This window comes from Sinorhizobium psoraleae (genome assembly GCF_013283645.1).
Lineage (GTDB): Bacteria > Pseudomonadota > Alphaproteobacteria > Rhizobiales > Rhizobiaceae > Sinorhizobium > Sinorhizobium psoraleae.
In genome coordinates this window covers 918172-931940 of the sequence record NZ_JABEKV010000001.1, presented here as the reverse complement: position 1 = coordinate 931940, position 13769 = coordinate 918172, and the positions used below count along the sequence as shown (strand labels likewise).

At 62.0% G+C, this 13769-nt stretch carries 13 protein-coding genes; 4 read left to right on the top strand and 9 right to left on the bottom strand.

From position 1 onward, the window contains the following. Positions 1 to 66 precede the first annotated feature (66 nt). The 4 genes from ILFOPFJJ_RS04215 to ILFOPFJJ_RS04200 form a co-directional block, all read right to left on the bottom strand. On the bottom strand, positions 67 to 495 hold the full coding sequence (locus ILFOPFJJ_RS04215; RefSeq protein WP_173509294.1) for a DUF1178 family protein: 429 nt from the start codon (positions 493 to 495) through the stop codon (positions 67 to 69). Then, entirely contained in the window at positions 492 to 1349 is an 858-nt protein-coding gene (locus ILFOPFJJ_RS04210; RefSeq protein WP_173509293.1) for a carbon-nitrogen hydrolase family protein, read from the bottom strand. The genes ILFOPFJJ_RS04215 and ILFOPFJJ_RS04210 overlap by 4 nt, the downstream gene beginning before the upstream one ends. A gap of 71 nt (positions 1350 to 1420) precedes the next feature. Further along, positions 1421 to 1678, bottom strand: coding sequence for a glutaredoxin 3 (gene grxC, locus ILFOPFJJ_RS04205; protein ID WP_173509292.1), 258 nt, complete (start codon positions 1676 to 1678; stop codon positions 1421 to 1423). 146 nt (positions 1679 to 1824) lie between these two features. Continuing rightward, positions 1825 to 2571, bottom strand: a complete 747-nt coding sequence (locus ILFOPFJJ_RS04200; protein WP_173510151.1) for a ComF family protein — start codon at positions 2569 to 2571, stop codon at positions 1825 to 1827. Between the two features lie 88 nt (positions 2572 to 2659). Between ILFOPFJJ_RS04200 and ILFOPFJJ_RS04195 the strand changes: the two genes are divergently transcribed. Next, positions 2660 to 3547, top strand: coding sequence for a methyltransferase domain-containing protein (locus ILFOPFJJ_RS04195; protein ID WP_173509291.1), 888 nt, complete (start codon positions 2660 to 2662; stop codon positions 3545 to 3547). Positions 3548 to 3625: 78 nt separating this feature from the next. Here the strand turns inward: ILFOPFJJ_RS04195 and ILFOPFJJ_RS04190 are convergent, their stop codons facing one another. The 5 genes from ILFOPFJJ_RS04190 to ILFOPFJJ_RS04170 form a co-directional block, all read right to left on the bottom strand. Next, positions 3626 to 3946 (bottom strand): hypothetical protein, encoded by a 321-nt coding sequence (locus ILFOPFJJ_RS04190; protein WP_173509290.1) that lies wholly within the window; start codon positions 3944 to 3946, stop codon positions 3626 to 3628. Between the two features lie 239 nt (positions 3947 to 4185). After that, entirely contained in the window at positions 4186 to 4593 is a 408-nt protein-coding gene (mutT, locus tag ILFOPFJJ_RS04185; RefSeq protein ID WP_173510150.1) for an 8-oxo-dGTP diphosphatase MutT, read from the bottom strand. A gap of 71 nt (positions 4594 to 4664) precedes the next feature. Then, a complete protein-coding gene (locus ILFOPFJJ_RS04180; RefSeq protein ID WP_173509289.1) occupies positions 4665 to 5510 on the bottom strand; it encodes a GNAT family N-acetyltransferase in 846 nt (281 codons plus the stop codon). 43 nt (positions 5511 to 5553) lie between these two features. Beyond that, entirely contained in the window at positions 5554 to 6795 is a 1242-nt protein-coding gene (gene argJ / locus ILFOPFJJ_RS04175) for a bifunctional glutamate N-acetyltransferase/amino-acid acetyltransferase ArgJ (RefSeq protein WP_173509288.1), read from the bottom strand. Positions 6796 to 7030: 235 nt separating this feature from the next. Continuing rightward, positions 7031 to 7885 carry a peptidylprolyl isomerase gene (locus ILFOPFJJ_RS04170; protein ID WP_173509287.1) on the bottom strand — a complete coding sequence of 285 codons (855 nt, stop codon included), beginning with the start codon at positions 7883 to 7885 and terminating at the stop codon, positions 7031 to 7033. Positions 7886 to 8127: 242 nt separating this feature from the next. Between ILFOPFJJ_RS04170 and secA the strand changes: the two genes are divergently transcribed. The 3 genes from secA (at position 8128) to ILFOPFJJ_RS04155 (ending at position 13725) form a co-directional block, all read left to right on the top strand. Next, a complete protein-coding gene (secA, locus tag ILFOPFJJ_RS04165) occupies positions 8128 to 10839 on the top strand; it encodes a preprotein translocase subunit SecA (RefSeq protein ID WP_173509286.1) in 2712 nt (903 codons plus the stop codon). A gap of 217 nt (positions 10840 to 11056) precedes the next feature. After that, entirely contained in the window at positions 11057 to 12454 is a 1398-nt protein-coding gene (locus tag ILFOPFJJ_RS04160) for a lipopolysaccharide biosynthesis protein (RefSeq protein WP_173510149.1), read from the top strand. After that, a complete protein-coding gene (locus tag ILFOPFJJ_RS04155; RefSeq protein ID WP_173509285.1) occupies positions 12451 to 13725 on the top strand; it encodes a GNAT family N-acetyltransferase in 1275 nt (424 codons plus the stop codon). The genes ILFOPFJJ_RS04160 and ILFOPFJJ_RS04155 overlap by 4 nt, the downstream gene beginning before the upstream one ends. Positions 13726 to 13769: the final 44 nt, after the last annotated feature.

Here is a 13769-nt window from a genome sequence, read left to right as displayed (position 1 = left end):
AATTGGCGGGCGATCGCAGCGGGCACTTCGTCTCTGGGCCGACCCAAATCGTCGTGATTATCACTCTCAGTTGGCATCATCCGGCAGCGCCGGCAAGGGTGCGATCTCGATGCCTTCTTCCAGAAGCGCGATCGCCTCTTCCGCGCTTGCCTTGCCGATCAGCCCGCGCTGCTCGGCCTCGCCATAATGGATCTTGCGCGCCTCTTCCGGAAAACGCTCGCCGACGTCTTCCGCATTCTCGCGGATCGAATTGACCAGTTCGCGGATCTTGGCGATCGTTTCCTTCTGGGCCCGATCCATCACCAGCGCGCGCGTCGCCTCCTTCTTGCGTGCGGTCGATACCGAAGGCGCCATCAGTTGCTTGCTGACGGAGTGAGAGCCGCAAGTGGGACAGGCGACCAGACGCCGCTCGACCTGGGAATCGAAGTCGCCGCTCGACGCGAACCAGCCTTCGAAGTCGTGACCATTATCACACGACAGATTGTAACGGATCACGCTGCAACGCCCCCTTTCCCGGTCGGCGTCACCTCATCCAGCACGAAACTGCGGGCATTCTTGAGATTGGGTATTTTTGCGCGCGCGCGATGCACTGCGGCAGTGTCGATGTCGGCTACGATGACCCCCTCCCCGGTCGGGCCGGCCTCGGCGAGCACGCGACCCCACGGGTCGACAATCATCGAATGGCCGAAGGTTTCACGGCCGTCCTCATGCTTTCCGGCCTGCGCAGCGGCGATGACGAAAAACCCGTTCTCGATGGCGCGGGCGCGCAGCAGAATCTCCCAATGCGCCTCACCGGTCTGCTTGGTGAAGGCCGCAGGCACGGACATAATCTCGGCACCGACAACCGCCTGCTGCCGGAAGAGCTCGGGGAAGCGGACGTCGTAACAGATGGAAAAGCCCAGTTTGCCGAAGGAAAGATCGGCGACACGCGCGGTAGCACCGGGGCGGTACGCCGCGCTCTCGCGCCAGCTTTCACCATTCTCAAGATCCACATCGAACATGTGGATCTTGTCGTAGTCGCAGATCTTGACCCCGTCCGGCCCGAAGAGGAAGCCACGATTGGCGATCTTGCCGTCGGCAAGGGCAATCGGCGTCGAGCCGATGTGGAGATAGACGCCGAGTTCTCCTGCGAGGTTGGCGGCCTCGCGCACGATGATGTCGTCCGCCTCGTGCTTCAGTACGGAACGAGGCCCCGTCCGATCGCGCTGGATGGCACCGGTCATTTCCGGGGTCTGGATATAGGTCGCGCCTTGAGCGGCCGCCTCGCGCACGAGCTTCGCCATCATCTCCACGTTTCTCGCGGGATCGACGCCGGAACACATCTGGACGGCAGCTGCTTTGAAACTCATCTTTCTTGTCTCCATAGCCATCTTCACGCACGCCAAGCTTTGGTCATGCGCGACGGCTGCGCATCAAACCTTTAGGCAGCGAGCAGTTCGTCGAGCTTGCCGGCGCGGTCGAGCGCGTGCAGGTCGTCGCAGCCACCGACGTGGAGGTCGTTGATGAAAATCTGCGGAAACGTCGTGCCGCCGTTGGACTTTTCGATCATCGTCTGGCGCATGCCCGGATCAAAGGTTGCATCGTGCTCGACGAAGGTGACGCCTTTGGTTTCGAGAAGTTTCTTTGCTGCCGAGCAATAGCCGCAGAACTGACGCGTATAAATGACGACCGAAGCCATGATCCTGAACCGCTCCTTCACCGGCATCGATGCCGGACATCTGCCGCTACATGCTTCCTTGAACCGCTTCCCAGTCAAGAAAGCATGTAGCATTTCAAGGTGCTACAGCGACCTTTGCGCGTTTTATTAGGCGCGCTGCGCTGTAGTCATATAGGACCGGACATTGCTCTTGCAAAGGTCAAAACCGTGACGTCCCCGGCCCCTGCCCGCTTCAGCGCGCGGGTGGCGGCCAAGACGGTTGCACCGGTCGTATATACATCGTCCACGAGCACAATTCTTTTCCCGCTGAGACCCGGTCTGCCGCTTTCAGGGACGACGAAGGCGCCGCGGACATTCTCCTCACGCGCCCGGGCGCCGAGGCCGACCTGCCGGCTGGTGCGTTTGATGCGACGAAGCACGTCCGGCCGGTAGGGTTTTTCCGCATGCGCCGCAATGACCCGCGCGAGTTCCGCGGCCTGATTGAACTTTCGCCGCCAGAGGCGGAATGCATGCAGCGGAACCGGCACGATCATGTCGGCCGCCGCCACCGCTCCGTCGCTCGCACGGATCATCCATTCGCCCATCATCGGCGCCAGATCGGTGCGGTCGCGGTATTTCAAACCGTGGACAAGGTCGCGCACGACACCTTCGTGGATCGCGACAGAACGAAGACGGTCGAAGACGGGCGGCTCCGCGATCGCTTCGGGAGAGACGGAACCCGGTCCGGGGTCGAAAGCAAAGGGGAGCCCCAGGATCTCACAATAGGGCCGCTCGATCAGCCGAAGGCCGGACCAGCAAGCCGGGCAAACGGCATGATGATGTCCAGTCAACCGGCCGCAACCGCAGCAGACCGGCGGAAAGACGATGCCGACAGCGTCGGTCCCGAATCGGCGCAACAGCGCCGCCCAACGCAGGGCCCGATTTCGCCATCCTTCCGGTTCCACATGGTTGACTTTGTCCACGTCAGGGTTTCTTTGCATCCGTGATTTCGGAGAGAGTATCGTGGAAATCATCTTTGACCAGAGCCTCGTTGAGGCGCGCCGCCACAGGGCCCTGCTTCACGCCGACGAGAAGGCGACCTTCCTGCTCGATATCGTGGCACGGGAGCTCGCCGACCGCGTGAGTGTGGTCGAGCGGCAGTTCGATCGCGCGATGGAACTGCACGGTTACACCGGGCTCACAGCCGAGTGTCTTGCGGCGACAGGCAAGGTCGGAACCATCGAGAGGGTGGAAACGGACGAGGGCTTCGGTTCCGCCGATCAACCTGTTACGGTCGCCCCACTGGAGCAGATTCCCGCCGCGCCGGAATCCCTCAATCTTGTCGTGTCGCCGCTTTCGCTGCATCTGACCAACGATACGCCAGGGGTCTTCATTCAGGCCCGGCGGGTATTGAAGCCGGATGGCCTGTTCCTCGCGGCGATCCCGGGGAGCGGCACGCTGCAGGAGCTTCGCGACACGCTTCTGGCGGCCGAAGCCGAACTGACCGGCGGAGCAAGCCCGAGGGTCATTCCGTTTGCCGACGTCCGCGAAATGGGCGCCCTTCTGCAGCGGGCTGGCTTTGCCCTGCCGGTGGCAGACGCCGAAATCTATACGGTCCGTTACGATTCCCTCTTCGGTTTGCTCAAGGACCTGAGGGCCATGGGCATGGCCAACCCGCTGGCGGCGCGTAGCCGCGCGCCCGTCTCTCGACGGTTTTTCCTGAGGGCGGCCGAGCTCTACGCGGAGCGTTTCTCCGACCCCGACGGCCGCGTTCGCGCAACGTTTTCGATCATCTACGTCTCTGGCTGGGCCCCGCACGAGAGCCAGCAAAAGCCTTTGAAGCCCGGCTCCGCGAAGCAAAGGCTTTCCGAGGCGCTCGGCGTCGATGAACATCCGTTGAAAGAGAAGTAAACGACGCTGCGTCGCGCGCCTCATCAGACGCTTGAAGGACGCTGTAGCACTTTGACTTGCCCCGGCGTTTCGATCAGCTCAGCATCCGCTTTTGCTGCCATCCGCATCGATGATGCAGACGGCGCCCGGAGTCTCCTGCAGCACGCTGCGGCGGACTGTGTAGCGCCGGCTGGTACCGTTCGAGGGAATCGAGCCGGTCGAAATATTGTCGTAGCCCATCGGCGTATTCGCCAACATGCGCTTGTCCGTCTTTGACGACAGCATCGGCGTGAGGATCAGCGTCAGCGCGATCACCGCCGTTCCGAACAGCAGCGACAGATTGAGCACGCCCGTCCGGCGGGCCTGGCTCGCCGCCAGATCCTTGTCCTGAACTGTCCTCCAGAAATCTTCGTCCACCATCCCAGCCTCGCAAACACGTAAAGAGCGGCGGGCGAAAGCATCCTTCCCAAGCCTCGACCTGACCACACCTGCTCGAAACCGGTGCCACGTCAGAAGCCGCCGGGCACCGAAACTGATGGCCCTATCATTGCAGGAGGGTGATAAACTTTTGATTAATAAAGTTTGGGATTTTCCGCTAAAAATCGAGCTTTTACGGGACCAAAGCGATCAGGCAAGGGCTCCAGCCGAGGTTGGACCGGTCACAGCAAATCCATCAGAAATGGAATCAGCGGCTCATCCGCGGGAGGCATCGGATAGTCGCGCAGCGCCTTCGGCCGCACCCACTTGATCGTCTGGCCCTCGCGCCCCTCGGCGAAGCCTTCGTAGCGCCGGCATACATAAAGCGGCATCAGCAGATGGAAGTCGTCATAGCTGTGGCTCGCGAAGGTGAGCGGCGCAAGACATGCGACCTTGGTGCGGATGCCGAGTTCCTCTTCAAGCTCCCGGATCAGCGTCACCTCGGGCGTTTCACCCGGCTCCACCTTGCCCCCCGGAAACTCCCAGAGCCCGGCAAGCGGCTTTCCTTCCGGACGCTGTGCCAGGAGAATGCGGCCGTCGGAATCGACGAGAGCGCAGGCCGCAACCAGCACGATCTTCTTTCTCTGCATATCCATTCAGCCCCTTCTGCATGTTCCCTAAAGCGGAGCCGATTAAAGGAAAAAACATGCAATTCAAAGTGCTACAGCGACCTTTGTGCGTCTGAAGAGACGCTCGGCGCTGTAGGTGTCCGATAGAGATAACGATAGACTTCGGTGAAGCCGGCCCTACGGTAAAGTTCGACCGCCGCCTCGTTTTCGGCCTCCACCTGCAGCCAGGCCTTCTTCGCGCCCTTGAGGCGTGCCCAGCGGAGCGACGCATCGAGCAGCGCCGAACCGACGCCCTTTCGGCGCACGGCCTCGGCCACCGCGAATTGCATGATGCCGGCAAGATCATTGTCCTGAACTACCAGCGACACCGCGGTCGGACCGATCTCGAGGTCTTCGAACAGGAACAGACCGCATTCCGGTTTGATGGCATTGATGATTTCGGTGAGCGCCGCCTTGGTCTGCGGCTCCTCCTTGCCGATCAGGATACGCGCATCGACGAAGCGGCCTATATCCTTGATCGGGAGGTGATCGATGCCATCGCCGAAGTCGCGCTCGGCGAGATCGGCCGTCAGCACCAGGCTGTGTCCGAATGCGGCCCAGTCTTCACTGTCCATGTGGGCGATCAGTTGCGGCGGCGTCAGCGGCGTCTGGCGAACCGTGAGCTGACGACCGTAGTCGGAGAAGCGCTTGCCTGCCTTTTCAAGCCGGATGGCAATGTCGCGGTAATCCGACGGATCAAGCGGATTGACGGAGTTCAGACGTTTGGAAGCGTGTCCGGCCGTAAGACGGATCAGCCAACTGCCGTCGTACTGAACGTTCGCAGCCGGCCAGGCGCGGAAGCCGACGGCTTCCAGCCGACGCACACTCGGAAGATCAACCATGATCGTTTCCCCAACCGCCGCGCCTTCCGTCGGCCGCCGCCTGTCGTTCGATGTCATTCACCCTAAACCCCGGGTCCCGGATACCGATCACGCGAAATCGTCAGCTTCTGTAGTCGCCGTTGATCTCGACATATTCCTTGGTCAGATCGCAGGTATAGACGGTCGCGCGGCCCGAACCGAGGCCGATGTCGACGCGGATCGGAATGTCCTCGCCTTTCATGACGGCACTCGCAGCCGCTTCCGAATAATGCGGATCCCGCTCGCCCTCCACGGCGACACGCACGTCGCCGAACCAGATCGCCAGCCGGTCGCGCTCGGCCATCTCTCCGGACTTGCCGACGGCCATGACCACGCGGCCCCAGTTCGCATCCTCTCCGGCAACGGCCGTCTTGACCAAAGGCGAATTCGCGATCGACAACGCAATCCGCTTGGCGGCGGCATCGGTCTCCGCACCTTCGACGGTCACGATGACCATCTTGCGGGCGCCTTCGCCGTCGCGCACCACCTGGAGAGCCAAATCGCGCAGCACATCATTGAGGGCGGTGCGGAAGGCCTCGAGGCGCGGATCGGCGGCGTCGACCACCTTTGCCTGACCGTCCTTCGCCGCCGCGCCGGTCGCAAACAGCATCAGAGTGTCGGAGGTGGAGGTGTCGCTGTCGACCGTGACAGAGTTGAACGTCGGACCGACGCCAGCCGAAAGCAGGGCCTGAAGTGCTTCCGGCGCGATGTCGGCATCGGTCACGACGAAGGAGAGCATCGTCGCCATGTCTGGCGCGATCATGCCGGCCCCCTTGGCGATGCCGTTGATCGTCACGGTGATGCCGCCGACCTCGGCTCTACGGGTCGCGACCTTCGGGTAAGTGTCCGTGGTCATAATCGCCTTGGCCGCCTCGAACCAGAAATCCTCCTTGGCGGAAACAGCAAGACCATCGAGCACGCCGGCGAATTTGGTTGCATCGAGCGGCTCGCCGATCACGCCGGTCGAGGCCAGGAAGATCTCGCTCTCGCTGCATCCGACAGCCTTGGCTGCGGACTGCGCGGTGAGTTCGGTCGCCTCCCGCCCCTTCTTGCCCGTGAACGCATTGGCATTGCCCGAATTGACGACCACGGCGCGCGCGACGCCTGCCTGGAGGTTCTTGCGGCAGAAATCGACCGGTGCGGACGGGCATTTCGATCGGGTGAAGACGCCGGCAACCGCGGCGGGCTCGTCGAAGATCATCATCAGCACGTCGGTGCGGTTCTTGTACTTGATCCCCGCCGCGGCCGTTGCCATGCGCACGCCTCGAAGCGGCGGCATTTCGGCGAAGGTTTTCGGAGCAAGCGGAGAAACGGAGCCGGACATGGTTAAACCTGCTTTGGAGAAGCCTGGATAATGTTGCGACGATGCCCGAGCGGCATCGCGCCGTCGGGCATCGACGATGAGCGGGACCGGACGTCGCTCCGCCCCTCTAGAGCGCCGCGCGTTCATCAGACGCGCAAAGGACGCTGTAGCACCTGGAATTGCTGCATGTTCTTATCCTTAGGTCAGCTACGATTTAAGGAAACATGCAGCAGGCGAAACGACATCCTGCGAGAACTTACTTCGTTTCCTGCGGCTTGTTGGCCTCGTCGTAGGCCTTCTTGAGCGCAGGATCCGAAATTTCGACGCCGGTTTCCTTTTTCGCGGAAGCCAGAAGCTCCAGGTATTTGTCGCGCATGACGAGCTGACGCACCTGCGGCTCGACCTGTTCCAAGGTCGGCGGCGCCTGCGGACGCTTGTCCTCGACAAGGATGACGTGGAAGCCGAACTGTGTTTTCACCGGGGCCTTGGTATAGGCGCCCTTTTCGAGGGCGAATGCTGCTTCTTCGAATTCGGGCACCATCCGCCCCTTGGCGAAGTAGCCCAGATCGCCGCCCTCATCCTTGTTCGGATCGGACGACTTGGTCTTGGCGAGCTCGACGAAGCTCTTGCCTGCCTCGAGCTCCTTGATCACGGCCTTGGCCTCATCCTCGGTCTTCACCAGGATATGGCGGGCCTTGATCTCTTCCTGTGCCGGGATGGCGGCAACTTCCTTGTCGTAGCGGGCCTTGACTTCTTCCTTCGTCACCGCGTCCACGACATGTTTCTTGAAGAACGCATTGTGGAGCTCGCGTTCGGTAAGGTAAGCGATACGCTGCTTGAAAACGGCGTCGTCCTGCAGGCCTTCCTTCTCGGCATTCTTAGCCAGAAGCTTGACATCGATGACGGCCGAAAGCGCCGCGGCGCGTTTCTGTTCTTCCGGCATCTGCTGAAGCTGCGGATCAAGACCACTGAGAGCGAGATTGAGTTCGGACTGACGGACTTCCTGCCCGCCAACTGTCGCGATCACCGGATCGGTCTCTTCGGCGCGCGCTCCGTGCACAGCGATTGCCACGACGAATGCCGCGGCCGCCAAAGTCTTGTATCTGGACATTTCACTAACCTTTCACCTTTGGCCGCCAGCTCGATTGCCTCTGGCCCTTGCGGCTGCACAACACCAGAATATGGCCGTTCTGTAGCCTTCCGGCTGTGCAAGTGCGTTGACATAATCCGACCCCCCTCTTATCTGTCACGCAACCTCGCGTCCAGAACAGTTTCCGGGCGTTTCATGGCATTATGCGGTTTTTCAAGCCCAACCTGAAACCCCAGGCGACAAATAAAGAAAGGGCCATTCGTATGGTCAGTCTCGGCGGCCTCGCCCGCAAGTTGTTTGGTTCCGCCAATGAGCGCCGCGTCCGTGGTTACAAGGGCCGGGTGGACGCCATCAACGCTCTCGAAGCCGAAATGAAGGCGTTGAGCGACGAAGCGCTGGCGGCAAAAACCGCGGAATTCCGCCAGCAATTGGCCGAAGGCAAGACGCTCGACGACATCCTCGTGCCGGCCTTTGCGGTCGTGCGCGAAGCCGCGCGCCGCGTTCTCGGCCTGCGTCCCTTCGACGTCCAGCTCATCGGCGGCATGATCCTGCATGAGCGCGCCATTTCCGAGATGAAGACCGGCGAAGGCAAGACGCTCGTCGCGACCTTGCCCGTCTACCTCAACGCGCTTGCCGGCAAGGGCGTGCATGTCGTGACGGTCAACGATTATCTGGCCCAGCGCGACGCCGGCATGATGGGCCGGATTTACGGCTTCCTCGGCATGACGACCGGCGTCATCATTCACGGTCTCACCGACGAGCAGCGCCGCGACGCCTATGCCTGCGACGTCACCTACGCGACCAACAACGAACTCGGCTTCGACTATCTGCGCGACAACATGAAATACGAGCGCTCGCAGATGGTGCAGCGCGGTCACTTCTTCGCGATCGTCGACGAAGTGGACTCCATCCTGGTCGACGAGGCGCGCACGCCGCTGATCATCTCCGGTCCGCTCGACGACCGCTCCGACCTCTACAATACGATCAACGAGTTCATTCCGCTGCTCTCGCCGGAAGACTACGAAATCGACGAGAAGCAGCGCTCGGCCAATTTCTCCGAAGAAGGCACCGAGAAGCTCGAGAACATGCTGCGGCAGGCGGGCCTCTTGAAAGGCGAGTCGCTTTACGACATCGAGAACGTCGCGATCGTCCACCACGTCAACAATGCTTTGAAAGCCCACAAGCTCTTCACGCGCGACAAGGACTATATCGTGCGCAACGGCGAGATCGTCATCATCGACGAGTTCACCGGCCGCATGATGCCGGGCCGCCGCTATTCCGAAGGCCAGCACCAGGCGCTGGAAGCCAAGGAAAAGGTGCAGATCCAGCCCGAGAACCAGACGCTCGCCTCGATCACCTTCCAGAACTACTTCCGCATGTACGATAAGCTTGCGGGCATGACCGGCACCGCATCGACCGAAGCCGAGGAGTTCGGCAACATCTACGGACTCGAAGTGGTCGAAGTGCCGACCAACCTGCCGATCATGCGCATCGACGAGGACGACGAGGTTTATCGCACGGTCGGCGAGAAGTACAAGGCGATCATCGACGAGATCAAGTCGGCGCACGAGCGTGGCCAGCCGATGCTCGTCGGCACCACCTCCATCGAGAAATCCGAGCTTCTCGCCGAAATGCTGAAGAAGAGCGGCTTCTCGAAGTTCCAGGTCCTGAACGCCCGTTACCATGAGCAGGAAGCCTATATCGTCGCGCAAGCCGGCGTGCCCGGCGCGATCACGATCGCGACCAACATGGCCGGCCGCGGTACCGACATCCAGCTTGGCGGTAACCCGGACATGCGCATCCAGCAGGAACTGGACGAGATAGAGCCCGGCCCCGAGCGCGAAGCGCGCGAAAAGGCGATCCGCGAAGAGGTGCAGAAGCTCAAGGAGAAGGCGCTCGCCGCCGGCGGTCTCTATGTTCTCGCCACCGAGCGCCACGAGAGCCGCCGCATCGACAACCAGCTGCGCGGCCGCTCCGGCCGTCAGGGGGATCCCGGCCGCTCGAAGTTCTTCCTGTCGCTCCAGGACGATCTGATGCGCATCTTCGGCTCCGACCGCATGGACGGCATGTTGCAGAAGCTGGGCTTGAAGGAAGGCGAAGCAATCGTCCATCCGTGGATCAACAAGGCACTCGAACGGGCCCAGAAAAAGGTCGAGGCACGCAACTTCGACATCCGCAAGAACCTCTTGAAATATGACGACGTGCTCAACGACCAGCGCAAGGTCATCTTCGAGCAGCGCATCGAACTGATGGATGCGGAGAGCGTCACCGAGACGGTCACCGACATGCGCAACGAAGTGATCGAGGATGTCGTCAGCAAGAGGATTCCCGAGCGCGCCTATGCCGAGCAATGGGACGTCGAAGGCCTGAAAGCGGACGTCCAGCAGTATCTCAATCTCGACCTGCCGATCACCGAGTGGGCTGCGGAAGAGGGTATTGCCGAGGACGATATTCTCGAACGCATTAGGGAGGCCGCCGACAAGGCAGCGGCCGACCGGACCGAACGCTTCGGCCCCGACGTCATGCAATATGTCGAGCGCTCTGTCGTGCTGCAGACGCTCGACCATCTCTGGCGCGAACACATCGTCAACCTCGACCATCTTCGTTCGGTCATCGGCTTCCGCGGCTACGCTCAGCGCGATCCGCTGCAGGAATACAAGTCCGAGGCGTTCGAACTGTTCCAGGCCCTGCTGGGCAATCTCCGCCAGGCCGTGACGGCACAGTTGATGCGCGTCGAACTGGTGCGCGAGGCACCCGAAGCACCGCAGCCGCTGCCGCCGATGGAAGGTCATCACATCGACCCGCTGACCGGCGAGGACGACTTCGCGCAGTCCGGAGCGTCGCTGCTGGCCGTCGCGCCAACGAACCGCAATCCGGCCGATCCCTCGACCTGGGGCAAGGTATCGCGCAACGAGCCCTGCCCTTGCGGCTCCGGCAAGAAATACAAGCATTGCCATGGAACGTATGAAGCGTGATCGAATGCCGCCTTCGGGCGGCATTTTCATAGGCGCGCCTTCGGCTTTTCCTACCGCATGATCCGGCGCTGATTTTCACGAATCGGATGGTGATGGCCGTCGTCGAGATGGCCGCGCTGAACCGTTTGTTAACGCTGATCTGGCAGAAGTGAAGCCCTGTATTGCGTAGAATCAGGGTGTCCTCGTGTTCATGGCGGTATGTCAATCGGCCGGACGAATGCTGCCGTCGGCGCTGAGGCACCGCCTGTCTCCGCTGCCGGGCAGGCTTGGATCGATCGCCTCCAGCACCGACCCCAAGGGCCGCGCGCAACGCACGGCCCTGATCGCCTTTGCGATCCGCATCTTCAGCGCAGCCATTGCCCTCGTCTCGCAGATCGTTCTCGCTCGTCTCATGGGCGAGTTCGAATACGGCGTCTTCGTCTTCGTCTGGGTCCTGGCCATCCTGTTCGGCAACCTGTCCTGCCTCGGCTTGCACACGGCCGTAATCCGCTTTCTGCCGGAATATCAAACGGCCGACGCCGCGGCGGAAATCCGCGGCCTCACCACGGTCTCGCGCGTCTTTGCGCTCCTTTCGGCGACTGCGCTGGCCACGCTCGGTGGCATTGGTCTCTGGTTCTTTGCCGACATGATCGAGCGCTATTATCTCGTCGCCCTCTATCTTGGCCTTGTCGCCCTGCCGATGATCGCACTTGGCGATGTCATGGACGGCACCGCACGCGCGCACAGCTGGCCGTTCGCCGCTATGAGCCCCACCTTCATCATCCGGCCGCTGCTCATCCTCGCCTTCATGGTGCTCGCCACCACCGCCGCCGGATTGCCCAACACGGCGAAGACCGCAATGATCGCCGCCTTGGCTGCCACCTACGTCACGACGCTCGGGCAGTTTCTCGCAATGACACGGCGCCTCCGCAGGCGGTACGTTCGCGGGCCGATGAAGATCGAACTCGGACCGTGGCTGCGCCTCTCCGTGCCGATATTTCTCGTCGACGGTTTCGGTTTCCTGCTGACCAATTCCGACGTCGTGATCGTCGGGCTCTACCTGCCGCCGGATGACGTAGCGATCTACTTCGCGGCCGCCAAGACTATGGCTCTCGTGCATTTTGTCATGTTCGCCGTAAAGGCAGCGGCCGGGCCGCGCTTTTCCGAGGCGATGGCTGCCCGCGATCACCGCCAACTTGCCGAAATCGCGACCGAAAGCGCGCACTGGTCCTTCTGGCCCTCGCTCGCGATGGGCGGCGCGGTGCTCCTCGCCGGCCGGTTCCTGCTGTCGCTGTTCGGCCCGGCCTTTACCGCCGGCGCGCCGTTGATGGCGATCCTTTTTGCCGGCATTCTGGCCAAGGCTTTCGTCGGCCCCGTCGAAACGCTGCTCACCATGGCTGGCCGACAGAAGCTCTGTGTGATCCTTTACGCCACCGCTCTCGCCGTCAACATCGCGCTGAACCTCGTTCTCATCCCGGCTTTCGGCCTGACGGGCGCAGCGCTCGCCACCGCCGGCGCGATGTTCGTCGAGGCGGCAATTCTGCACCTCGCTGCAAGACGCACTTTCGACATCCCGCTCCTCGCTTTCGCGGGCAGAGGACGCGGCAACGACAAGAACGAGGCGATCCGTCCATGATCGGCAACACCCCCCTTCCCGGAGACGCAAACAGCAGGGCGAGCCGCCTGCTCGCCGGATTGGCCCAGCCTGGCTTCGACTCGTTGCAGCCCGAGCAGACCGTCAGCGTCGGGCGGCCCGGCCGATATCTCTCGATCTATTCCGCAAAGGCCGGCTACGAGCTGCAGCGAGAGCTCGATTTCCTCTCGAACCGTGCCATAGAACCGAACATATTCTTTACCGGCCGCTTTCTCGCTCCGGCCATGCCGCGCCTTGAAGACCGGGTAATCCGGCTCGCCGTGATCCGGGACAGCGACGAACACCGCAGCCGGATGCGCTTCCTCATGCCGTTCTCGATCGAGAAGCCCGGCTTCGCGATCGGCGCGACCATCATTCGTGCCTGGTCGAACCCATTCGGTCCCTTGGGCGTACCGCTGCTCGACGCGGAAGACGCGGCCGAAACGCTCAGCAATCTCTATGAAGCGCTGGCCGCCCCCTCGTCCGGCTTGCCGCCGGTGCTCGTGCTGCCGGATGTGAGGCTCAAGGGCCAGTTCGCACAGCTCGCCCGCGCGGTCGCGATCGGCGAAAACCTGCCGTTGACCGTGACCGACACCTTCGAACGGCCGATGCTCGAAAGCCTGCTCGACGGCCCGACCTATCTGCGCAAGGCGATCAAACGCCCGCATTTCAAGGAATTGCGGCGCCAGTGGAAGAACCTCGAAAAGCACGGACAGCTGATCTACAACGTCGCGCGCCGGCCGGAGGAAATCCGATTGCGCATGGAGGAATTCCTGGCGCTGGAGGCTTCCGGCTGGAAGGGGCGAGAGCGCAGCGCCATGATCATGGATCGCTTCCGCGCCGCCTTCGCCAGGGAGGCGATCACCAATCTCGCCGAGACGGACAGCGTCCGCATCCACACGCTCGATCTCGATGGCAGGGCGATCGCCGCCATGGTCGTTCTGCTCATGGCCGGCGAAGCCTATACGTGGAAGACGACCTATGACGAGCGATATGCCAAATATTCGCCAGGCAAGCTGCTGCTCGCCGAACTGACGGAATGGCACCTCGACGATGCCAATATAGCCCGCTCCGATTCCTGCGCCGTGCCCGACCATCCGGTAATAGGCCGCTTCTGGCAGGAGCGCGAGGAAATGGGAACACTCGTCATCGGCCTGCAGCAGAACCGTGACCGCGATGTCCGCCAGGTCGCCACCCAGCTCCACCTCTATCGCAACACCCGCAACATGGCGCGATTGCTGCGCGAGAAGATACGCGCGCTTGCCGGCCGTTGACGCGCAGTCCCGCTTTACTGCTCTCTACAGCGACGCATCTTGCC